Annotated in this window: 17 protein-coding genes and 1 tRNA gene; 7 read left to right on the top strand and 11 right to left on the bottom strand. The window is 68.0% G+C overall.

The window, feature by feature from the left end; translation table 11 throughout:
• Nucleotides 1-2 precede the first annotated feature (2 nt).
• From ACFPO9_RS07280 to ACFPO9_RS07270, 3 genes are read left to right on the top strand one after another with little or no spacing between them, the layout of a single operon-like run.
• A complete protein-coding gene (locus ACFPO9_RS07280) occupies nucleotides 3-1,223 on the top strand; it encodes a TolC family protein (protein ID WP_379768920.1) in 1,221 nt (406 codons plus the stop codon).
• A gap of 8 nt (nucleotides 1,224-1,231) precedes the next feature.
• Nucleotides 1,232-2,446: an efflux RND transporter periplasmic adaptor subunit gene (locus tag ACFPO9_RS07275; protein WP_379768917.1), complete on the top strand. Its 1,215-nt coding sequence runs from the start codon at nucleotides 1,232-1,234 to the stop codon at nucleotides 2,444-2,446.
• A 9-nt stretch (nucleotides 2,447-2,455) separates the two neighbouring features.
• Complete coding sequence (locus ACFPO9_RS07270; protein WP_379768915.1) at nucleotides 2,456-5,572, top strand: efflux RND transporter permease subunit; 3,117 nt, start codon at nucleotides 2,456-2,458, stop codon at nucleotides 5,570-5,572.
• On the opposite strand, the gene ACFPO9_RS07265 is transcribed toward ACFPO9_RS07270, so the two are convergent.
• Nucleotides 5,569-6,198 (bottom strand): VTT domain-containing protein, encoded by a 630-nt coding sequence (locus tag ACFPO9_RS07265; RefSeq protein ID WP_379768913.1) that lies wholly within the window; start codon nucleotides 6,196-6,198, stop codon nucleotides 5,569-5,571. The genes ACFPO9_RS07270 and ACFPO9_RS07265 overlap by 4 nt on opposite strands.
• 85 nt (nucleotides 6,199-6,283) lie before the next feature.
• On the opposite strand from ACFPO9_RS07265, the gene ACFPO9_RS07260 reads away from it, so the two are divergent.
• Nucleotides 6,284-7,042: a COG4705 family protein gene (locus ACFPO9_RS07260; RefSeq protein WP_379768911.1), complete on the top strand. Its 759-nt coding sequence runs from the start codon at nucleotides 6,284-6,286 to the stop codon at nucleotides 7,040-7,042.
• Nucleotides 7,043-7,060: 18 nt separating this feature from the next.
• Here the strand turns inward: ACFPO9_RS07260 and ACFPO9_RS07255 are convergent, their stop codons facing one another.
• From ACFPO9_RS07255 to ACFPO9_RS07215, 9 genes are all read right to left on the bottom strand, one after another.
• Nucleotides 7,061-7,318, bottom strand: a complete 258-nt coding sequence (locus ACFPO9_RS07255) for a hypothetical protein (protein WP_379768909.1) — start codon at nucleotides 7,316-7,318, stop codon at nucleotides 7,061-7,063.
• Between the two features lie 309 nt (nucleotides 7,319-7,627).
• Nucleotides 7,628-7,704: transfer RNA gene (locus ACFPO9_RS07250), tRNA-Pro, on the bottom strand.
• 49 nt (nucleotides 7,705-7,753) lie between these two features.
• The gene (locus tag ACFPO9_RS07245; RefSeq protein ID WP_379768907.1) at nucleotides 7,754-9,640 is read right to left on the bottom strand and encodes an MFS transporter; all 1,887 of its coding nucleotides are present in this window, start codon (nucleotides 9,638-9,640) and stop codon (nucleotides 7,754-7,756) included.
• 157 nt (nucleotides 9,641-9,797) lie between these two features.
• The gene (locus tag ACFPO9_RS07240) at nucleotides 9,798-10,850 is read right to left on the bottom strand and encodes an AbrB family transcriptional regulator (protein WP_379768905.1); all 1,053 of its coding nucleotides are present in this window, start codon (nucleotides 10,848-10,850) and stop codon (nucleotides 9,798-9,800) included.
• Complete coding sequence (locus tag ACFPO9_RS07235) at nucleotides 10,838-11,914, bottom strand: ABC transporter ATP-binding protein (protein WP_379768903.1); 1,077 nt, start codon at nucleotides 11,912-11,914, stop codon at nucleotides 10,838-10,840. The genes ACFPO9_RS07240 and ACFPO9_RS07235 overlap by 13 nt, the downstream gene beginning before the upstream one ends.
• 18 nt (nucleotides 11,915-11,932) lie before the next feature.
• Nucleotides 11,933-13,747 (bottom strand): ABC transporter permease, encoded by a 1,815-nt coding sequence (locus ACFPO9_RS07230; protein ID WP_379768901.1) that lies wholly within the window; start codon nucleotides 13,745-13,747, stop codon nucleotides 11,933-11,935.
• Between the two features lie 74 nt (nucleotides 13,748-13,821).
• Nucleotides 13,822-14,925 (bottom strand): ABC transporter substrate-binding protein, encoded by a 1,104-nt coding sequence (locus ACFPO9_RS07225; protein ID WP_379768899.1) that lies wholly within the window; start codon nucleotides 14,923-14,925, stop codon nucleotides 13,822-13,824.
• 38 nt (nucleotides 14,926-14,963) lie between these two features.
• On the bottom strand, nucleotides 14,964-15,941 hold the full coding sequence (locus tag ACFPO9_RS07220) for a Bug family tripartite tricarboxylate transporter substrate binding protein (RefSeq protein WP_379768897.1): 978 nt from the start codon (nucleotides 15,939-15,941) through the stop codon (nucleotides 14,964-14,966).
• A 35-nt stretch (nucleotides 15,942-15,976) separates the two neighbouring features.
• On the bottom strand, nucleotides 15,977-17,038 hold the full coding sequence (locus ACFPO9_RS07215; RefSeq protein WP_379768895.1) for a porin: 1,062 nt from the start codon (nucleotides 17,036-17,038) through the stop codon (nucleotides 15,977-15,979).
• Nucleotides 17,039-17,213: 175 nt separating this feature from the next.
• Here ACFPO9_RS07215 and ACFPO9_RS07210 point away from each other — a divergent pair, with 175 nt between their 5' ends.
• From ACFPO9_RS07210 to ACFPO9_RS07200, 3 genes are all read left to right on the top strand, one after another.
• The gene (locus ACFPO9_RS07210) at nucleotides 17,214-17,906 is read left to right on the top strand and encodes a response regulator (RefSeq protein WP_379768893.1); all 693 of its coding nucleotides are present in this window, start codon (nucleotides 17,214-17,216) and stop codon (nucleotides 17,904-17,906) included.
• Nucleotides 17,907-17,908: 2 nt separating this feature from the next.
• The gene (locus ACFPO9_RS07205; protein ID WP_379768891.1) at nucleotides 17,909-19,369 is read left to right on the top strand and encodes a sensor histidine kinase; all 1,461 of its coding nucleotides are present in this window, start codon (nucleotides 17,909-17,911) and stop codon (nucleotides 19,367-19,369) included.
• A 202-nt stretch (nucleotides 19,370-19,571) separates the two neighbouring features.
• Complete coding sequence (locus tag ACFPO9_RS07200; protein WP_379768889.1) at nucleotides 19,572-19,787, top strand: hypothetical protein; 216 nt, start codon at nucleotides 19,572-19,574, stop codon at nucleotides 19,785-19,787.
• Nucleotides 19,788-19,826: 39 nt separating this feature from the next.
• On the opposite strand, the gene ACFPO9_RS07195 is transcribed toward ACFPO9_RS07200, so the two are convergent.
• Nucleotides 19,827-21,146 carry a homoserine dehydrogenase gene (locus tag ACFPO9_RS07195; RefSeq protein WP_379768887.1) on the bottom strand — a complete coding sequence of 440 codons (1,320 nt, stop codon included), beginning with the start codon at nucleotides 21,144-21,146 and terminating at the stop codon, nucleotides 19,827-19,829.
• Between the last annotated feature and the right edge of the window lie 7 nt (nucleotides 21,147-21,153).

Below are 21,153 nucleotides of genomic sequence, written 5' to 3'. Positions count from 1 at the left end.
CCATGAACACCCCCAAGAGGCGTCCAGCCATGCTGGCCGCCGTATTCCTGCTGGCGTGGGGCAGCTGCGCGGCCGAGCCCATCGACCTGACGGACGCGATCCGCCTGGCGCTCGCGCAACCCGCCCTGCGCGCCGCCGCCCATGAAGCAGCGGCGAGCGAGGCCGCCATCGGCCAGGCCGGCAGCTACCCCAATCCCGAACTCGCCTGGCTGCGCGAAGGCCAGCAGCGGGACACGCGCACCACCACCGTCCAGATCAACCAGACGATCGAGCTGGGCGGCAAACGCCAGGCCCGCGCCGCCCTGGCGCAAGAGGCCGCCGGCCTCGCGCACAGCGAACTCGCCGCGCGCCGCCAGGAAGTCCGCGCGGAAGTCATCGCCGGCTGGTATGCGGTGCTCATCGCGCAGCGGCGCCTGCAGCTGGCCCAGGCCATGGGCGAACTCGCGCGCAGGAGCGTCGAGGTGGCCGGCAAGCGCGTCCGGGCCGGCAAGATTTCGCCCATCGCCGAGACCCGCGCCCGCCTGGCGGCGGTGGACGCCGCCGCCGAATCGAACCAGGCCGGCGCCGAACTCGCCGTCGCCAGGCACCGGCTGGGCGCCCTGACCGGCATGCCGGCCGGGACCCTCGTCCTGGACGGGCAAGCGGACCGGCTCCCGGACCTCGAGCCTGCCGGCGTCCTGCTCGCCCGCGCCCGCGCGTCGGCCTCGGTCCGGCGCGCGCGCAGCCAGCTGGCGCTGCAGGAGGCGCAGGCCGGCGTCGAACGGGCCGCGCGGCTGCCCGACCTGACGCTGTCCGTCGGCAGCCAGCGCGAAGGCGACGCCGGCCGGCGCCAGGCGGTGGTCGGCCTGTCCCTGCCGCTGCCGCTGTTCAAGCGCAACGAGAGCAAGCTGCGTGCGGCGCTGCGGCGCACCGACAAGGCCCGCGACGAACTCGCCGCCGCCGAGACGAACACCGCGGCGGAGCTGGCCAGCGCCCGCACCCGCTACGACGCTGCACGCGAGGAAGCGCGCCTGCTGCAGCGGGACGTGCTGCCGGATGCGCAATCGGCCTACGAGCTGACGCTGAAGGGCTTCGAGTACGGCAAGTTCTCGATCCTGGACGTGCTCGACGCCCAGCGCACCTGGTTCCAGGCCCAGTCCCGGGCCTCGGACAGCATGCTCGCCGCGTATCGCGCCTATGCCGACATCGAACGCATCGCCGGCCCCACCGCATCCACCGACTGAGACAAGACATGACGAAGAAGCAGACATGGACGATCGCGCTGATGTGCGCGGTCGCCGCCCTCCTTGCCGCCCTGATCCTGTGGCGGCAACCCGCCGCACCCGGCGCGCAAACCGGCGAACACGCCGCGCACAAGGATTCCCACGGCCACGACGACCGCCATCCGGACGAGGCCGCGCCGGGCGGCCAGGAGGACGAGCGCGCCGTGCCGATGAGCGCGGCGCAGATCAAGGCCAACGGCATCGCCGTCGAACCGGCCGGGCCCGCGACGATCCAGGAGCGGCTGCACCTGCCGGCCGAGATCCGGGTCGACGCCGAGCGCTCGGTCGCGATCGGCGCGCCGGTGGAAGGCATCGCGCAGTCGGTGCTGGTGCAGGCCGGCGCCGCGGTCCGGCGCGGACAGGCGCTGGTGACGATCCAGAGCCCGGACGCCGCTGCTTGGCGCGCCGAACTGGCCAGCGCCCAGGCGCGCCTGGCCCTGGCGAAGACCGCGTACCAGCGCGAGAAGACCCTGTGGGAGGAGCGCATCTCGGCGCGCCAGGATCTCGAGGCCGCGCAGACCGCGCTGAAGGAAGCGGAGATCGCCGCGCAGGCGGCGCGCCAGCGCCTGGACGCGCTGGGCATCGCGGCGGACGGCAAGGTATCGAGCATCGTCACCGTGCGCGCGCCGCTGGACGGCGTGGTGATCGAGAAACCGGCCGTCGCCGGGCAGGCGGTCGATGCCGGCAAGCCGCTGCTGACGATCGCGGACCTGTCGCGGGTCTGGGTCGAGGCGGCTGTTCCCGCCGACAGCCTGGCGCAGGTCGGGCCCGGCATGCCGGCCCGGATCAGCGTCAACGCCCTGCCCGGCGCGCTCGACGGCACGGTGTCCTTCGTCGGCCCGGTGCTGGGCGAGGCCACGCGCATGGCCACCGCCCGGATCGCGCTGCCCAACCAGGCGCGCAAGCTGCGTCCAGGGATGCTGGCCACGGTCGACCTGCTGGGCCCACCGGCACAGGCGCCGGTGACGGTCGCCAGCGACGCCATCCAGACCATCCACGAGCACGACTTCGTGTTCGTGCGCACGCCCACCGGCTTCCAGGCGCGGGAAGTCAGCGTGGGACGCTCGGACGGCAAGCGCACCGAAATCGTGACGGGCATGGCGGCCGGCGCCTCCTACGCGGCCGCCGGCAGCTTCCTCCTCAAGGCCGAGCTCGGGAAATCCGAAGCCGGCCACGACGACTGAGGGGCGGCCATGTTCGAGAAACTGATTGCCTTCGCCATCGCGCGCCGCTGGCTGGTCCTGTTCGCCGTGGCCTGCCTGGCCGGCCTGGGGGTCTACAGCTACCAGCAGCTGCCGATCGACGCCGTGCCGGACATCACCAACGTCCAGGTGCAAATCAACACCGGCGCCGCCGGCTACTCGCCGCTCGAGGTCGAGCAGCGCATCACCTTCCCCATCGAGACCGCGATGAGCGGCCTGCCCCGGCTCGAGCAGACCCGCTCGCTGTCGAAGTACGGCCTGTCGCAAGTCACCGTGGTGTTCAGGGAGGGCACCGACCTGTACTTCGCGCGCCAGCTGGTGAGCGAGCGCCTGCAGCAGGCCAAGGCGGGCCTGCCGCCCGGCGTGGAACCGGCCATGGGCCCCACCGCCACCGGGCTGGGCGAGATCTTCTACTGGACCGTCGAAGCAAAGGAAGGCGCGCGCAAGCCGGACGGCAGCCCCTGGACGCCGGCCGACCTGCGCGAGATCCAGGACTGGATCGTGGCCCCGCAGCTGCGCGGCGTGGCCGGCGTCACCGAGGTCAACACCATCGGCGGCTACCTGAAGGAGTACCAGGTGGCGCCCGACATGGCGAAGCTGTCGGCCCACGGCCTGTCGCTGGCCGCGCTGGTGAACGCGATCGACCGCAACAACCTGAATGCCGGCGCCGGCTACATCGAGCGCGGCGGCGAACAGTTCGTGGTGCGCACGCCGGGCCAGGTCAAGTCGCAGGAGGAAATCCGCAACATCGTGCTGGACGTCGTGCAGGGCGCGCCGGTGCGGGTGCGCGACGTCGCCGAGGTCATGCCGGGCCGCGAGCTGCGCACCGGCGCCGCGACGGAGAATGGGCGCGAGGTCGTGCTCGGCGCGGTCTTCATGCTGGTCGGCGAAAACAGCCGCGCGGTGGCGGAGAGCGCGCGGCGCAAGCTGGAACAGGTGAGCCGTTCGCTGCCGGCCGGCGTGCAGGCCCTGCCCGTCTACGACCGCTCGGTACTGGTGAACAAGGCCATCGCCACCGTGCGCAAGAACCTGCTCGAAGGCGCGCTGCTGGTGGTCGCGATCCTGTTCCTCTTCCTCGGCAACCTGCGCGCCGCCCTGGTGACGGCGCTGGTGATTCCGCTGTCCATGCTGATGGTCTTCACCGGCATGGTGGAGGCCGGGGTCAGCGCCAACCTGATGAGCCTCGGCGCGCTCGACTTCGGCATCATCGTCGACGGCGCGGTGGTCATCGTCGAGAACTGCATCCGCCGCCTGGCGCTGGCCCAGGGCGCGGCCGGCCGGCCCTTGCGCCGCGAAGAGCGCTTCGCCGAAGTCGCCGCGGCGGCGGCCGAGGCGCGCCGTCCGCTGCTGTTCGGCCAGCTGATCATCATGACGGTCTACCTGCCCATCTTCGCGCTGTCCGGCATCGAGGGGAAGATGTTCCACCCGATGGCGATCACGGTGGTGATGGCGCTGGCCGCGGCGATGCTCCTGTCGGTCACCTTCGTGCCGGCCGCGGTCGCGAGCTTCGTGGGTAGCGTGGGAGGCCACGAAAACAAGCTGATGGACAAGGCCCGCGGCCTGTACGCGCCGCTGCTGGACTGGACCCTGCGCAACCGCCCCATCGCGTTGAGCTTCGCCGCGCTGGGCATCCTCCTGAGCGGACTGCTGGCGACCCGGCTGGGGGCCGAGTTCGCGCCCACGCTGGACGAGGGCGACCTGGCGGTACTGACGATGCGGGCGCCCGGCACCAGCCTGCAGCAGTCGGTGGCGATGCAGCAGCATCTCGAAGCGGCCTTGCTGAAGCAGTTCCCGGAAATCGAGCGCATGTTCGCGCGCATCGGCACCGCCGAGGTGGCGACCGACCCGATGCCGCCGAACGCCGCCGACAGCTACATCATCCTGCGCCCGGAAAGCCAGTGGCCGAAGCCGCGCAAGTCGCATGCGGCGCTGGTCGAGGCGATCGCCAGGGCCGCCAACGAGGTGCCGGGGAACAGCTACGAGTTCTCCCAGCCCATCCAGCTGCGCTTCAACGAACTGATCTCGGGCGTGCGCAGCGACATCGCCGTCAAGGTCTTCGGCGACGACACGGCGGCGATGACGACCGCCGCCCAGCAGGTCGCCCAGATGCTGGGCAAGGTGGGCGGCGCCGCGGAGATCAAGGTCGAGCAGACCGGCGGGCTGCCGGCGCTGACGCTGTCCGTGGACCGCATCAAGGCCGCGCGCTACGGCCTGAACGTGGCCGACGTCCAGGAAGCCTTCGGCACCCTGGTCGGCGGCCGCGAGGCCGGCATGGTGTTCGAAGGCGACCGCCGCTTCGCCATCGCCGTGCGGCTGCCGGAAGGCGTCCGCAACGACCTCGCCAGGCTGCGCCAGCTGCCGATCGCGCTGCCGGCGCGCGACGGCCGTTCGGCCAGCATTCCGCTGTCGGAGATCGCGACGCTGGACTTCGTGCCGGAAGCGAACCAGATCAGCCGCGAGAACGGCAAGCGCCGCATCGTCGTCACCGCCAACGTGCGCGGACGCGACCTGGGCTCCTTCGTCGGCGAGCTGCAGGCGAAGCTGGACAAGGTCAGACTGCCGGCGGGCGTCTGGCTCAGCCTGGGCGGCCAGTTCGAGAACCTGCAGGCGGCCTCGAAGCGTTTGACCCTCGTCATCCCGGCGGCGCTGGCGCTGGTGTTCGCCCTGCTCTACCTGATGTTCAACAGCGTGAAGGACGGGCTGCTGGTCTTCAGCGGCATCCCCTTCGCCATGAGCGGCGGCGTGCTGGCGCTGTGGCTGCGCGGCCTGCCGCTGTCGATCTCGGCGGCGGTCGGCTTCATCGCGCTGTCCGGGGTCGCGGTGCTGAACGGCCTGGTGATGATCGCCTTCGTGCGCTCCCTGCGCGAGCAGGGCCTCGGGCCCGAACAGGCGATGCGCGAGGGCGCGCAGGTGCGGCTGCGGGCGGTGCTGATGACGGCGCTGGTGGCCTCGCTGGGCTTCCTGCCGATGGCGCTGGCGACCAGCACCGGGGCCGAGGTGCAGCGGCCGCTGGCCACGGTGGTCATCGGCGGGATTTTGTCGTCGACGGCCCTGACCCTGCTGATTTTGCCAGCGCTGTACACCTGGGCGCACCGGGGCGCGCGCTAGGCCTTGCGGTCCTTCATCCAGCCGGTTACGCCCGGCAGGATGGAGACCAGCACGATGCCCAGGATGACCATCGTCAGGTGCTGGCTGACCCAGGCCAGGTGGCCGAACAGGTGGCCGGCGCCCAGCAGGAGGCCGACCCAGGCCAGGCCGCCGATGACGTTATAGGCGAGGAAGCCCGGATAAGGCATCTTGCCCAGCGCCGCGACGAAAGGCGCCAGCGTGCGCACGACCGGCACGAAACGCGCCAGCACGATGGTCTTGCGGCCGTGGCGGTCGAAATAGGCCTGGGTGCGCTCGAGGTATTCCTGCTTGACGAAGCGGATCCGGTGCGCGTCCAGCACGTGCTTGCGCATCCCGCTGCCGATCGCAAAATTCAGCGTGTCGCCGGCAATCGCGGCGACTATCAGGGTCGGCGCCAGCACCGGCATCGAGAACACACCCTTGGCGGCCAGCGCGCCGGCGACGAACAGCAGCGAGTCGCCGGGCAGGAAAGGCAGGACGACGACGCCGGTCTCGACGAAGATGAAGGCGAACAGCAGCGTGTACACCATCGCGCCATGACCGGCGGCGAGGGCTGCAAGGTGGGTGTCGAGGTGGAGGATCCAGTCGGTGAGCAGGTTTGGCATGTAGTCTCGAGCATAACGGATCTCAAGAGCGCACGAGAAACATTAGGAAACAGCAACTCCATCATCATCTGATACATTGGCGGGCATGAAAACCTCGCCTGAGCATCCGCTCGCCAAAGTCCCCGAAATCACCCTCGGCTTCTGGCTGATCAAGATCGCCGCCACCACGCTGGGCGAAACCGGTGGCGACGCCGTTTCGATGTCGATGAACCTCGGCTACCTGGTCGGTACCGCCATCTTTGGCGCGGTGTTCGCCGCCGCCGTGTTCCTGCAGATCAGGGCGCGCACATTCCACCCTTTGCTGTACTGGGCCACGATCGTCGCCACCACCACGGTGGGCACGACGCTGGCGGACTTTGCCGACCGTTCGCTGGGTATCGGCTATGCCGGCGGTTCGGCGCTGCTGCTGGCCTTGCTGCTGGCGTCCCTGTTCGTCTGGCATCGCAGCACGGGCTCGATTTCCGTCAGCACGGTCGACTCGCCGCGCGTGGAAGGCTTCTACTGGGTGACGATCATGTTTTCCCAGACGCTCGGCACCGCGCTCGGCGACTGGACCGCCGACACGGCCGGCCTGGGCTACACCGGCGCCGCCCTGGTGTTCGGCGGCCTGCTGGCCCTGGTCGCGGCAGCGTATTACTGGACCGCGATCTCGCGCACGGCCCTGTTCTGGGCCGCCTTCATCCTGACCCGCCCACTGGGCGCGGTGGTCGGCGATTTCCTGGACAAGCCGCACGACAAGGGCGGCCTCGAACTGAGCCGCTACGCGGCGTCGGCGGCGCTGTTCGGCTTCATGTTGACTTGTATTCTGCTATTCAGGCAGCGGGCGGCGCGCAGCGCGCACTAACCACCGGCGGTTCGAGGTCTATTCGACCCGCTTGTCCAGCCGCGCGTCGATCCAGGCGCGCGCCAACTGCAGGGCGGCTTCCCTGGCTTCGTCTTCGGTGCCGTACTTCTTGATCCGGTCGTGGGGATGTTCGTAGAGCGTGCGCGTGAACATCGGATTGGTGGTCGGCTCCAGGATCATGAAGGCATCCGTCAGGCTGTCTCCAGGCCGGCCGGACGGGTGGATGGCGATGTCGTGGTCGCGGTAGCTTGCGGTGGAGGCAGCACTGGTTCCCATGTCGGATCCTTTGTGGAAAGGGCAATCCTAGCATGCTGACGAAACATCCCACGCTCACTTGAGCGGCCAGAACCAGACAGCAAGCGTATCCCAATAGCAGGCGCCGGCATCGTCATTGTTGCCGCCCGCGTTCGCACAGGCCAGGCGCCGGGATTCGGAAAACCCACCCCAAGCAGAGCCACGCTGAGCCATGCTGAGCCGGATTGCGCAGCGGGCTCGGCCCGCCTGCTGAGGCATGGCAGTCATGGCGTCCGCCTGCCTTAAACGAAAAAGGCCAGCTAAAAAGCTGGCCCATCTCATCAATTCTATTGGTCGGGGCGAGAGGATTCGAACCTCCGACCCCGTGCACCCCATGCACGTACGCTACCAGGCTGCGCTACGCCCCGACTTAGTTTGCAATTATACCAGAGGCGAACAAAATGATAAGGCCTTTTGTTACTTCCATTCACCACGCAGCGCCAGCACCTCCTCGTACAGCCCCTCCGGCGTGACCTCCTGCGGCGGGACCGGCCGCCCCACCGCCAGCGCCAGCCGTGAGCGCCAGCCGCGCGCGAAGGAGCGCTCGAAGACGTTGGCCGGGTCGCGCGAGAACACGCTGCCCCACAGGCCGCGCAGGGCCATCGGGATCACCGGCACCTTGCTGCGCTCGACGATCTTGGCGATGCCGCCGCGGAATTCGCCCATCTCGCCGTCGCGCGTCAGTTTCCCCTCCGGGAAGATGCAGACCAGCTCGCCTTCGTGCAGGGCCTGGGCGATGTCGACGAAGGCCTTTTCCATCAGCCACGGGTCTTCCTTGGCTGGCGCGATCGGGATCGCCTTGGCGGTGCGGAAGATGAAGCCCAGCAGCGGCGTCCTGAAGATGCGGTGGTCCATCACGAAGCGGATCGGGCGCGGGCTGGCGGCCATGATCACGATCGCGTCGACGTAGCTCACGTGGTTGCAGACCAGGACCGCGGCGCCCTGCTCCGGAATCTGCTCGGCATTCACGGTCGAGACGCGGTGGATGGTGTGGATCAGCAGCCAGGCCAGGAAGCGCATCAGGAATTCCGGCACCAGCGAGAAGATGTAGATCGCGACCACCGCGTTCAGCAGCGCGGTGGTCAGGAACATCTCCGGGATCGTGAAGCCCTGCCCGATCAGGAACACGGCGACGCCGGCCGCGGCCACCATGAACAGGGCATTCAGGATGTTCATGCCGGCGATGGTGCGCGAGACGTGTTTGGGGTCGCAGCGGGTCTGGATCAGGGCGAACAGCGGGACGATGAAGAAGCCGCCGAATACGCCCAGCAGCAGCAGGTCGAGCAGGATGCGCCAGGTGCCCTGCTGGTGCAGCAGGCCGAGGAAATCCACGGCCGCCGTATTCACATACGCCTGGCTGGCGAAATACAGGTCGATGCCGAACAGCGACAGGCCGATCGCGCCGAAGGGCACCAGGCCGATCTCGACCTTGCGGCCCGAGAGCTTCTCGCACAGCAGCGAGCCGGTGCCGATACCGAGCGAGAAGATGGTCAGCAGCAGCACGAAGACGCTGTGGTCGCCGTGCAGGTACTCCTTGGCGTAGAGCGGGAACTGCGACAGCACCAGGGCGCCGTAGAACCAGAACCAGGAATTGCCGAGCATGGACAGGAACACGGTACGGTTCTGGCGCGAGTAGCCCAGGTTGCGCAGCGATTCCGCGACCGGATTGCGGCTGATGACGAGGTCCGGCGCCGGCGCCGGCGAGACCGGGATGCGCCAGCTGGTCGCCAGCCCCATCGCCGCCACGGCGATGGTGCCGCCGGCCACCATGTGTACGCCCCAGGCGCCCTGGCCGGCCAGCACCGCGCCCATCACCTCGCCCAGCAGGATGCCGACGAAGGTGCCCATCTCGATCACGCCATTCCCACCCACCAGCTCTTCCGGCTTCAGGTGCTGCGGCAGGTAGGCGTATTTGACGGGGCCGAACAGGGTCGAATGCACGCCCATGCCGGCCACCGCGGCGATCAGCAGCCACAGGGTGTGCGTGAACCAGCCGATGGCGGCCACCGACATGATGACGATTTCGAGCAGCTTGACCCAGCGCGCCAGCCTGCCCTTTTCGATCTTGTCCGCGATCTGGCCGGCGGTGGCCGAGAACACGACGTAGGGCAGGATGAACAGGCCCGGGATCAGGTTGTTGAGCAGGCTTGGGGCCAGCGTGGTCCAGGACAGCGCGTCATAAGTCAGCACGACCAGCAGCGCAGTCTTGAACAGGTTGTCGTTGAAGGCGCCGAGGAACTGGGTCCAGAAAAAGGGACCGAAGCGGCGCTGGGTCAGCAAGGAAAACTGGCTCGTGTGGCTCATGTGCTCGATGGTGGCAGGTGATTGGATGCCACAATCTACAACACAAGACCGGCCTTGAACATAGAATGTTGCTAGACGTTAAGCAAAGGCAGCAGATTCCGATACCTTTGGCCTCAGCTTCCGCAGTCTTGTCAATCAAAGTCGCCGATGAAGCGACTCAATGCAGACGCTTCCAACCCCGGTACAAGGGCCCGATCGCCAACACCACGACCACCATGCGCGACACGTGAAAGGCCGTCACGACCGGCACGCCCAGGTGCAGCACGCGCGCCGTCAGCGACATCTCGGCGATGCCGCCCGGCGAAGTCGCCAGCAGCATGGTGCCGGGATGCAGGTCCGTCAGAAGCGCGAGGCACAGGGCGAAGGCAGCGGCCAGCAGCATGGTCCCGGCCGTGCAGGCGGCCACACTGGCCAGGTAGCGCGGGGCGGTATGCACGAAGCGCGGCGTGAAGCGGGTGCCCAGCGAGATGCCGATGAAGAGCTGGCCGCATCGGATCATCCACTCGGGCAGGCGCGAGAGTTCGATGCCGGCCGCGGTCAGCGCCAGCGCCACCAGCAGCGGGCCGATCACCCAGGCGTTCGGCAGCTTCAGGCGTTTCAGGACCAGTGCGGCGATGGAAGTCACTGCGATCAGGACCAGCAAGCCACCCGGGTGCACGCTCGCGGCGAGTGGTACGAAAGGATCGATGCCGGCGCCCCAGCCATGGCTGCTCCACCAGCGTACGGCAAAGGGGATGGTGCCGACCACCATCATGATGCGCAGGCTGTGGGCGGCCGCGACGCGCTCGACCACGGCGCCATGGCGCTCGGCCTGCACCGCCATCTCGGAGGCGCCGCCGACCGCCATCGCGAAGAAGCCGGTGGCGTCGTCGCAGCCGGACAGGCGGCGCAGCATGGCGCCGGCGGCCATCCCCAGGCAGATCGCGAAGGCCACCGCCAGCGCGATCCACGGCAGGTTGCGCGCCAGCGCGGCCAGCACCGGCGCGCTGAAATAAAGGCCGAGCGCGGTGCCGATCGCCCACTGCCCCGCTTCCCGCGCCTGCACCGGCGCCCCCAGCCGCGCGCCCAGCATGCAGGCGATGGCGGTGGAGAACAGCGGCCCGATCATCCAGGGCAGCGGGGTGTCGAGCGCGATGCAGGCTTCGGCTGCGAGGAAGGCTAGCGCCAGCGCCGGCAGAAATGTCCGCAGCGGCCCATTTAAAACACCCACAGCTTCTCGGCAGGCATTTCGAGCCAGTACTGGCCCGGGTCCAGGCGGTGCTTGGAATAGGCGCGCAGGTGCGCATCGCCGCTCTTGAACAGGCATTCCCAGCGGTCGCCCAGGTACATCGACGTCAACAGCGGCAGCTCGATGCCGTTGGCGACCGGGCTGCGGCCGATTCTGACTTCCTCGACGCGGATCAGGGCCGACGCATCCTGCCCCTCGCCCAGGCCGCGCGCGGTCGCGTTCAGCTCGCGGCCGCCCACCTGCAGGCGCGCGCCGCCGCTGCCGTTCCGCTGCACGACCTGCGCCGGCAGGCGGTTGTTACTGCCCATGAACTCGGCCGTGAACAGGGTGTCCGGCGCCTCGTACATCGATTGCGGGGTGCCCTGCTGCTCGATCTTGCCGTTGTTGAGCAGGAGGATGCGGTCCGAGATCGCCATCGCCTCGGCCTGGTCGTGGGTCACCATCAGGGCCGACAGGCCCAGGCGCACGATCAGCTCGCGCAGGAAGGCGCGGGCTTCCTCGCGCAGCTTGGCGTCGAGGTTGGACAGCGGCTCGTCGAGCAAAATGACAGGCGGGTTGTACACCAGGGCGCGGGCGATCGCCACGCGCTGCTGCTGGCCGCCGGACAGCTGGTGCGGGAAGCGCTCGCCCAGGTGGCCGAGGCCGAGCTGGGCCAGCACTTCGTTGACCTTCTCCTTGATCTCGCGCGCGGCGATCTTGCGCAGCTTGAGGCCGTAGGCCACGTTGTCGAACACGGTCTTGTGCGGCCACAGCGCATAGGACTGGAACACCAGGCCGAGGTTGCGCTCTTCCGCCGGCAATTCCAGCGTGCGGCCGCCCTTGGCGCCTTCGAACACGCGGCGCTCGCCGATGTCGATGGTGCCGGCTTTCGGGCTTTCCAGCCCGGCCACGGCGCGCAGCAGCGTGGTCTTGCCGCTGCCCGAAGGGCCCAGCAGCGCCACCACTTCGCCGCGCTGCAGGTGCATCGACACGCCTTTCAGGATAGCGTTGGCGGAAGCGCCGCTGCCGTAGTCGAGGTGCAGGTCGTTGACGGTCAAAACGTTCATGGTCATGTCTCGCAAAAATTAGTTGTGCAGCTTGACGCCGAAGCGCAGCGCGATGCCCAGGCCGATGGCCACGAGCGTGATGTTGATGAAGGACAGCGCGGCCACCAGGTCGGTCGAACCGCCGGCCCACAGCGAGACCAGCATCGCGCCGATCACTTCGGTGCCGGGCGACAGCAGGTAGACGCCGGTCGAGTATTCGCGTTCGAAGATCAGGAAGACCATCAGCCAGCCGCCCAGCATGCCGAACTTGATCAGCGGGAGGGTGACGTCGCGGGTCACGCGGCCGCGGCTGGCGCCGGCGGCGCGCGCCGCCTCTTCCAGTTCCGGGCCGACCTGCAGCAGCGAAGTCGAAACCAGGCGCATGCCGTAGGCCAGCCACACCACCGAATAGGCCAGCCACAGCGCGAAGATGGTCGAGCGCACCTGGCGCAGCTGCGGAATGAAGTGCTCGGACAGCCAGGTGGCCCAGCCGGCGTCCATCCCCTTCAGCATCGTGTCCAGCCAGCTCGGCACGAACAGGAAGACCCACAGGAAGGACAGGCCAGCCAGCAGGCCCGGCACCGCGCGCGGCACCAGCACGCTGTAGTCCAGCAGGCGGGTCACGCCGTCCGGCTTGCGGTGCATGGCCAGCGCGATGGCGGTATAGCAGACCACGGCCAGGCCGCCGCCCACCACGCCGATCAGGATGGTGTTGACGATGCCGCGCACCAGCGAAGGCTGCTCGAAGATGTCGCGGAAGTGCTGCAGGGTCAGGACGTCGGCCAGCTTGACGCCCTCGCCCCAGTACTGGACGAAGGAGCGCAGCACGATGCCGGACAGCGGCAGCACGATGGTGACCATGATCCAGGCGCCGATCACGGCCATCGCCAGCCATTTCCACTTGCCCAGCGGGAGCGGCTTCTGGCGCGCGCCCTTGCCCTTGATCGAGACGTATTTGTTGGCCGACTTCAGCAGCCAGCGCTGCAGCATCACCAGCGGCATGGTCACCGCCACCAGGCACACGGCCACCGCCGCCATCAGGTGGTAGGACGGCGTGCCCAGCTTGTTCGTGAGTTTATATAAGTAGGTCGCCAGCACCAGGTGGCCTTCGGGGTCGCCCAGCACCAGCACCAGGCCGAACACCTCGAAGCCGAGGAAGAACACCAGCACGCCGGCATAGGCCAGGGCCGGCATGATCATCGGCAGCGACACGTTGAACATCACCTGCCACGGCGAGGCGCCGGTGGTGCGCGCCGCCTCTTCCACGTCCGAGCCCAGGCTCTTCAGCGCCGAGGAGGCGTACAGGTAGACGTGCGGCACGTGGGTCAGGCCGGCGATCACGACGATGCTGGTGAAGGAATACACGTTCCACGGGATGATGCCGAGCAGCTGGTGCACCCAGGTGGTATAGAAGCCCACCGGCCCCATGGACACCACGTAGCCGAAGCCCATCACCATCGGCGACACGAAGATCGGCACCAGCAGCAGCGGCGCGATCCAGCCGCGGCCCGGCAGGTCGGTGCGCACCATCAGGAAGGCCAGCATGCCGCCCAGCGGCACCGCGATCGCCGCCAGGCCGGAAGCCAGCAGCATGCCGTTCTTGAATGCCATCCAGAAATCGGGGTCGTCGAAGATGAAGCGGAAGGCGTCCAGCCCGAGCTGCTTGTCGGGCATGAAGAAAGGCGCCGTCAGCACGCTCTGGTAAAAAATCAGGAACAGCGGCAGGAAGATCGCCAGCAGGGCCAGCACGACCACGATGGTGCGCGGCCAGTTGAAGCGGAAGCGGCGCGCGGCAGGCGAGCCGTCCGCGCCCTGCGATTTCAGGCGGGCGCCGGGAAGTGAGAAGCTAGGCATGTGAGAGTCCGATCAGGCGGCGAAAACGGGGCGCGGCGGGCGGGCCTGCCCCGCCGCGGGTGCTTCAGGAAGCTTTACTTCTTGCCGGCGGTGGCTTTCCACTCTTTCAGGAAGGCCATGCGGATTGCCGGGTCCAGGTACTCCATCACGGCCGGGCTGACCGGCAGCGGCTTGATGTTCTTCTCGCCGATCTGCTTGATCAGTTCGCTCGAAGTGGTCTCGCCGGTGACGTCGGCACGGATCGCGTACAGCTTGGAGGCGTTGGAGATGACGGTCTGGCCGCGCTGCGACAGGATGTAGTCCATCCACAGCTTGGCGGCGTTCGGATGCTTGGCCGACTTGTTGATGAACTGGACGCGCGACATGACCAGCGTATAGTCCTTCGGCAGCACGACGCCCAGCGACGGGTCGGTCTTGGCGCGCACCAGCGCGTAGGAGCCGATGACGTTGTAGCCGATCAGGTTCTCGCCCGAGGAGATCCGCTCCAGCATGGTGCCGGTCGAGGATTGCACGCGTACCTTGGCCGTGCCGAAGGCCTGCTCGAGCTGCTTGAACTGCGCGAAGTCGCGCTCGTCCTGGCTCATGAACATGAAGCCGACGCCGGATTTCTCGATGTCGTAGGTGGTGACCTTGTCCTGGAACTTCGGCTGGCTGATGATGCGCACGAAGTCGGCGTGGGTCTGCGGGATGTCCGCGCCGGTCACCAGGCGCTTGTTGTATACGAAGACGGCCGGCTCGAAGGTGGTGCCGTAGGCCATGTCCTTCCACGAGGCCCAGGCGGGGATCTTCGCCGCTTCGACCGATTTGTAGGCCATCGCGTAGCCGCCGGCGGCCAGCTTGATCTGCAGGTCCATCGCCGAGGACCACAGGGCGTCGGCGGTGTCGCCGCCGGCCGCTGCTTCCGAGATGAAGCGGTTGTACACCTCGGTCGAATTCATGTCGTTGTACTCGACCGTGATGCCCGGGTACAGCGCATTGAAATCCTTGACCAGCGGCGCGACCGCCTTGCTGTCGGTGGCGCCGTAGATCACCAGCTTGGCTTCCTTCTTGGCGCCGTCGACGATCTGCTGGTAGGCGGCCGGGTAGCCGGCCGGCACCTGGGCCAGGGCCTGGCCGCCGCACAGCGCGGCAATGGCGGTGGCGACGGCTGCGCGCAGGATGAATTTGGTGGCTTGCATGTCTTGTCTCCTTGGGTGTGTACTTGATGGCGCAGGCTTCAGTGTTCGCGCACGAGCTTGAACTGCCTGGCCTTCTGTTTGTAATCGAGGACGGCCTGTTTGATATAACGGGTCAAGGGGTCGCCGGTGAGGGAAAAGGGAAACAGCCCGGCCTGGGCCCGCAGCTGGGCGAATTCCGGCGTGGCCTGCAGGCGGTCGAAGGCCGCGACCCAGCGCCGGTAGTCGGCATCCGGCACGCCCGGTCCCATCCAGACGCCGCGGATCACCGGCCAGACCACGTCATAGCCCTGCTCGCGCGCGGTCGGCACCGCGGCCAGCACGCCGCTCAGGCGGTGTTCGGACATGACCGCCAGCACCCGCACCTTGCCGGGGCCGGCGTACATGGCGGCTTCCGAGGTGTCGCCCGAGATCGCCTGCACGTAGCCGGCCTGCATCGCCGTGAATTCCTCGCCGCCGCCTTCGAGCGCGACGAAGCGCAGCTTGCGCGGATCGATGCCGGCGTGGCGCGCCAGCAGCGCCATCTTCATCCAGTCCTGGCTGCCGATGGTGCCGGACATGCCGATCAGGACCTTCTGCGGATCCTGCTTGAGCGCCTCGACCAGCTCGCCCAGGCTGCGATAGGGCGAATCGGCGCGCACCGCGATCATGCCGTAGTCGGCGCCGAGCGCGGCGACCCAGCGCACGTCGTCCTCGCTGGCCTTGCCAAACTTGCCCTGGGCCAGGTTCAGCAGCGAGCCGCCGGAGAACGCGACCAGGGTGTTCGGCTCGGCGCGGCGCTGCGACGATTCCATGGTGTGCCACGCCACCGCGCCGATCCCGCCCGGCATGTAGGTCAGCTTGAATGGCGGCGCGCCGGACTTGTCCTGCAAGGCTTTGCGGGCCAGTTTGCAGGTCACGTCCATGGCGCCGCCCGGTTTGGACGGCACCAGGCATTCGACGTCGCCGGGCTGGCTCGCGCCGGCTTGCAGGCAGGCCAGTGCGAGGAACGGGATCAGGAAGGTACGCAGGATGTTCATGGCGCCCATCATAGCGGTGCGTGGCCGGCGCCGGGTCAGAAGCGGTGCTGGATGCCGGCGGTGACGCCGGTCTGGTTCGAGGCGAAGCCCGGATCGTCGCGCGACAGGCCCACCAGCTGGCCGTGGTCGGCATTCGCATGCGCGGCAGCCACGTAGAGGTCGGTGCGCTTGGACAGCGCGTACATCGCGCGCGCCACCAGCATGGTCGGGTCGGCATCCTTGTCGGCAGCCAGGTTCTTGGTGTTCACGTGGTAGACCGCGCCGGTCAGGGTCCAGGCGTTCGGGTTGTAGCTGACGCCGGCCCAGTAGGTGTCGCCGCGCACGTCCGGGGTGGCGGCCTTGCCCGACGCCAGCTTGTAGCCGCGCATGGCGGCGTCGATGCGCCACGGGCCGGTCTTGTAGTCGGCGCCCACGTGGAAGGCGGTGGTTTCGTCGCGCCGGCCGGTAGCGGCCAGGTTATTGCCGTTGACCTGCTCGTAGGAGGCCATCACCAGCAGGCCGCCGCCGGTCCAGGAACCGCCGACCGCGTACTTGCGGCCGTCGGCGGAATTGCCCGCCTGCTCGCCCAGGCCGATGGTGGCGCCGTAGACGAAGCCGCCGGTCTTGCCGGTGTACTTGATCAGGTTGTCGAAGGCGGTGGTCATGCCGTACTTCGACGGGCCGGTGGCGTTGCCGCTGGTGGCCCAGGAATAGTTGGGCGCGAAGCCCATCGGGTCGACCTTGATCACCAGGTCATAGGTCGTGGTGAAGGAACGGCCGATCACGACGCGGCCGAAGCTGCCTTCCAGGCCGACGTTGGCCTGGCGCTTGAACAGGTTGCCATCCGAGGCGCCGGTGTCCATCAGGATGCCGCCTTCCAGGTTGAACACAGCCTTCAGGCCGCCGCCCAGGTCCTCGGTGCCGCGGAAGCCCCAGCGCGAGGTGTTCTTGCCGCCCGAGACCACGCGGGTCACGCTGCCGTCGTTGGCGGCGGCATGGTTCACGTGTTCGACGCCGGCGTCGATCAGGCCGTAGACCTGGACGTTGGTTTGTGCGTGGGCGGTGGTGTTCAGGGAAAGCGCTGCCAGGACGGCGAGCGCGAGGGCCGACTTCTTCATGGTGTCTCCGGTGGTTGTAATTCTTCGCAGTCTTTTCGCGACTGCTCTGTTTGCAACAACTATATGTGCACGAAGCTTTCAATCAGCTTTCAACGTCCGACTGTGGAAAACACGTAGCCGGCGGGCGCAGTTACGGCGCTTTTCGCTGCGGCGCCTTTGCGCTTACACTGGCGGGATGAGAATCCTGTTAGTCGAAGACCACGTCGAACTGTCGCACTGGGTGTCGAAGGCCCTGCGCGACGCCAAGCTCAGCGTCGAATGCGCGGCCACCGGCGCCGACGCCGACGCCCTGCTCCACACCCAGGACTATGCGCTGGTGATCCTGGACCTGACCCTGCCGAAGATGGATGGGCTGGACGTGCTGCGCCGCCTGCGCGCGCGCGGCGGCGCGCGCGGCCGCACGCCAGTCCTGATCCTGACCGCGCGCGGCGGCCTCGAAGAACGGGTGCAGGGCCTGAACCTGGGCGCCGACGACTACCTGGCCAAACCCTTCGAACTGGCCGAACTCGAAGCGCGCGTCAAAGCACTGCTGCGCCGCAGCGTCGGCAACGAGGCGGTCGTGCACCAGTGCGGGCAGCTCAGCTTCGATACCATCGGCCGCATGTTCAGCTATTGCGGCGAGCCGCTGGCGCTGACGCCGCGCGAACACGCGCTGCTGGAAGCGCTGATCTCGCGTCCGGGCAAGGCCATGTCCAAGGAAAAGCTGTTCGACGAAGTGTTCTCGCTCGACGACGACGCCAACCTCGACGCCATCGAGCTCTACATCCACCGCGTCCGCAAGAAGCTCGACCGCCGCCCCGACGGCGGCGCCGCCATCGCGACCCTGCGCGGCATCGGCTACCTGCTGCAGGAAAAGCCGGCGGCCTAGCGATGAAGACGCCCCGCTCCCCCGGCAGCCTGCGCGGCCAGTTGCTGCGCTGGCTGATCGTGCCGCTGGTGGTGCTGGTGGCATTGAACGCGGTGTCGCTGTACCGCGATGCGCTCGACGCGGCCGACATCGCCTACGACCGCTCGCTGCTGGCGTCCACGCGCGCGCTGGCCGAGCGGGTCTCGGTCCGCGACGGCAAGGTGGTGGCCGACGTGCCCTACGTGGCGCTGGACAGCTTCGAAACCGATACCCTGGGCCGCATCTACTACCGCGTCGGCGGCTTGAACGGCGAGACCGTGTCCGGCTACGACGACCTGCCGCCGGTGCCGAAGAACGTCAAACGCTCGGAACTCTACCCGGCCTTGGTGCGCTTCTATCACGCCGACTACAACGGCGAACCGGTGCGCATCGCCGCCCTGCTGCAGCCGGTGTACGACGATTCGATGCGCGGCATCGCCCTGATCCAGGTCGGCGAGACCCTGGATGCGCGGCGCGCGCTGTCGCGGCGGATCCTGCTGAACACCCTGCTGCGCCAGGCTTTGCTGGTGCTGGCGGTGGCGACCCTGGTGTGGTTCGCGGTACGCCTGGTGCTGCAGCCGCTGATGCGCCTGAAGCAAGTGGTCGAGACGCGGAAGGTGGACGACCTGTCGGACGTCGACGCCAGCATGGTGCACCGCGAAGTGCGGCCGCTGGTGGCGGCGATGAACGGCACCATGGCGCGCATGCAGACCCTGATCGGCAGCCAGCGCCGCTTCATCGCGGACGCCTCGCACCAGCTGCGCACCCCGCTCACGGTGCTCAAGACCCAGGCCGAGCTGGCGCTGCGCGAAAACGACCCGGCCGCGATGCAGGCCATCGTGCGCTCGATCGCGGCCACCACCGATGCGACCGTGCACCTGGCGAACCGGCTGCTGACCCTGGCGCGCATCGAGCACGGCAGCGGCAGCACGCCCTCGCATCCGGTCTCGCTGGCGGCGCTGGCCCAGCAGGTCGGCCTGGAGCTGGCCCTGCCGGCGGTGCAGAAAGACATCGACCTGGCGCTGGAAGCCGCGGACGGCGAGGACACGACGGTGCCGGGCCAGGAACTGCTGCTGCGCGAAATGCTGAGCAACCTGGCCGACAATGCCATCCAGTACACGCCGCGTGGCGGCAGCGTGCTGCTGCGCGTGCGCCGGGTGATGGATGCCGTGCTGCTGGAAGTGCAGGACAGCGGGCCGGGCATCGCCGAGGAGGAAGCCGAGAAAGTGTTCATGCCTTTCTACCGCGCCCAGGCGGCGCTGGAAACCAACCCTGGCGGGACCGGGCTGGGTCTGGCCATCGTGCGCGACATTGCCACCCTGCACGGTGCGACCCTGGCCATCGGCAGCGCCGACGACGGCCGCGGCCTGAAGGTGAGCGTGCGCTTCGCCGCCGCGGCGGTTGCGCGTCCGTACACAGACGACTTTGCGCTATCGCAAACCTGAGCCGGCGGCCTGCGCCGAGCATGGCAAGGACTGCCAGGCAGGCCCTTTAGTATCGGCAAATGCTGCTAAACAGGAGCTGTTTGGCAACCCATATTGCGCACCGACAAATATGCGCGACGGCAAAACTTTAGCCGTTTGACCGAGCACAAGTCCTATTCTGGACACAGGTTCTTGTGCGCTGCAGCGCGGTTAAAATTCGCCCATGAACACGACCCGTCACGCTTACAGCCTCCAGGACTACAGCGCCGCCGATGCGCTGTTCGACCAGATCGAGCAGGACCTGCTCGCCCTCACGACCGCACCGCTCGACATCCGCGCCGCGGCGCCGCCGCAGTACGTCGACGAATTCGCCGACGACTTTTTCAGTTGCTGGAGTCCGGCGCCCGGCGGCGCCGGGCAGGCCGGGCTGCCGAATTAGAGGCCTCGACAATCCGGCGCGCCAGGTCGATCGAGGCCTTTAGCCCAAGCTTTCCAGGCGAATGCGCACGACCTTGCCGACCACCGTCGACAAGGCTTCGATCTTGGCGATCGCCGCATTCACGTATTTTTCGCGCGTCTGGTGGGTGATGATGACGATGTCGGTGCGGGCCTTCTCGCCCGGTTCCTTCTGCAGCACGGCGTCGATCGAGATGCCGGCTTCGGCCAGGATGCGGGTCAGGTCGGCCATCACGCCCAGTTGGTCCTGCACGTACACGCGCAGGTAGTAGGCGGTGCGGATCTCTTCCATCGGCAGGATCGGCAAATCGGCCAGTTCGCCCGGATGGAAGGCCAGGTGCGGCACGCGCGAGGTCGGATCGACGGTCGCCAGGCGGGTCACGTCCACCAGGTCGGCGATCACCGCGGAGGCGGTCGGCTCGGCGCCGGCGCCCTTGCCGTAGTAGAGCGTGGTGCCGACCGCGTCGGCCTTCACCAGCACCGCGTTCATCGCGCCTTCGACGTTGGCGATCAGGCGCGCGGACGGGATCAGGGTCGGGTGCACGCGCAGTTCGATGCCTTCGGCGCCGTCGACCACGGTGCGGCGGGTGATGCCGAGCAGCTTGATGCGGTAGCCCAGCTGTTCGGCGTAGCGGATGTCGACCGCCTGCAGCTGGCTGATGCCCTCGATGTGGCTGCTGGCGAACTGCATCGGGATGCCGAAGGCGATCGCGGCCATGATGGTCAGCTTGTGGGCGGCGTCCACGCCTTCGATGTCGAAGGTCGGATCGGCTTCCGCATAGCCCAGTTCCTGGGCCTGCTTCAGCACGGTGCCGAAATCCAGGCCCTTGTCGCGCATCTCGGACAGGATGAAGTTGGTGGTGCCGTTGATGATGCCGGCCACCGATTCGATGCGGTTGGCGCTCAGGCCTTCGCGCAGCGCCTTGATGATCGGCACGCCGCCGGCCACGGCGGCCTCGAAGGCCACCATCACGCCCTTGGCCTGGGCCGCTTCGAAGATCTCGTTGCCGTGCAGAGCCAGCAAGGCCTTGTTGGCGGTGACCACGTGCTTGCCGTTGGCGATCGCCTGCAGCACCAGCTCGCGCGCCAGCTCGTAGCCGCCGATCAGTTCGACGACGATGTCGATGTCCGGGTTGTTGACGACCGCGAAGGGGTCGTCTACCACTTCGACGTCTTCGCCGACGATTCGGCGCGCCCGTTCGAGATTGCGGGCGGCGACCATCGCCACTTCGATGCCGCGGCCGGCGCGGCGGCGGATTTCTTCCTGGTTACGCTGGAGGACGTGCCAGGTGCCTGCACCGACGGTGCCGATGCCTAGCAAGCCTGCTTTGATGGGTTTCATAAATAAG

The sequence above is a fragment of the Massilia aerilata genome, assembly GCF_042656905.1.
GTDB classification, from domain to species: domain Bacteria; phylum Pseudomonadota; class Gammaproteobacteria; order Burkholderiales; family Burkholderiaceae_D; genus Telluria; species Telluria aerilata.
This window is presented reverse-complemented; position numbering and strand designations above follow the sequence as displayed.

What these genes read in the sequence shown, in the direction of transcription:
- ACFPO9_RS07235 (WP_379768903.1), bottom strand. Translation starts at nt 11,914, where the DNA reads ATGAACGTTTTGACCGTCAACGACCTGCACCTCGACTACGGCAGCGGC.
- ACFPO9_RS07200 (WP_379768889.1), top strand. Translation starts at nt 19,572, where the DNA reads ATGAACACGACCCGTCACGCTTACAGCCTCCAGGACTACAGCGCCGCC.
- ACFPO9_RS07270 (WP_379768915.1), top strand. Translation starts at nt 2,456, where the DNA reads ATGTTCGAGAAACTGATTGCCTTCGCCATCGCGCGCCGCTGGCTGGTC.
- ACFPO9_RS07195 (WP_379768887.1), bottom strand. Translation starts at nt 21,146, where the DNA reads ATGAAACCCATCAAAGCAGGCTTGCTAGGCATCGGCACCGTCGGTGCA.
- ACFPO9_RS07215 (WP_379768895.1), bottom strand. Translation starts at nt 17,038, where the DNA reads ATGAAGAAGTCGGCCCTCGCGCTCGCCGTCCTGGCAGCGCTTTCCCTG.
- ACFPO9_RS07225 (WP_379768899.1), bottom strand. Translation starts at nt 14,925, where the DNA reads ATGCAAGCCACCAAATTCATCCTGCGCGCAGCCGTCGCCACCGCCATT.
- ACFPO9_RS07255 (WP_379768909.1), bottom strand. Translation starts at nt 7,318, where the DNA reads ATGGGAACCAGTGCTGCCTCCACCGCAAGCTACCGCGACCACGACATC.
- ACFPO9_RS07280 (WP_379768920.1), top strand. Translation starts at nt 3, where the DNA reads ATGAACACCCCCAAGAGGCGTCCAGCCATGCTGGCCGCCGTATTCCTG.
- ACFPO9_RS07245 (WP_379768907.1), bottom strand. Translation starts at nt 9,640, where the DNA reads ATGAGCCACACGAGCCAGTTTTCCTTGCTGACCCAGCGCCGCTTCGGT.
- ACFPO9_RS07230 (WP_379768901.1), bottom strand. Translation starts at nt 13,747, where the DNA reads ATGCCTAGCTTCTCACTTCCCGGCGCCCGCCTGAAATCGCAGGGCGCG.
- ACFPO9_RS07210 (WP_379768893.1), top strand. Translation starts at nt 17,214, where the DNA reads ATGAGAATCCTGTTAGTCGAAGACCACGTCGAACTGTCGCACTGGGTG.
- ACFPO9_RS07265 (WP_379768913.1), bottom strand. Translation starts at nt 6,198, where the DNA reads ATGCCAAACCTGCTCACCGACTGGATCCTCCACCTCGACACCCACCTT.
- ACFPO9_RS07275 (WP_379768917.1), top strand. Translation starts at nt 1,232, where the DNA reads ATGACGAAGAAGCAGACATGGACGATCGCGCTGATGTGCGCGGTCGCC.
- ACFPO9_RS07205 (WP_379768891.1), top strand. Translation starts at nt 17,909, where the DNA reads ATGAAGACGCCCCGCTCCCCCGGCAGCCTGCGCGGCCAGTTGCTGCGC.
- ACFPO9_RS07220 (WP_379768897.1), bottom strand. Translation starts at nt 15,941, where the DNA reads ATGAACATCCTGCGTACCTTCCTGATCCCGTTCCTCGCACTGGCCTGC.
- ACFPO9_RS07260 (WP_379768911.1), top strand. Translation starts at nt 6,284, where the DNA reads ATGAAAACCTCGCCTGAGCATCCGCTCGCCAAAGTCCCCGAAATCACC.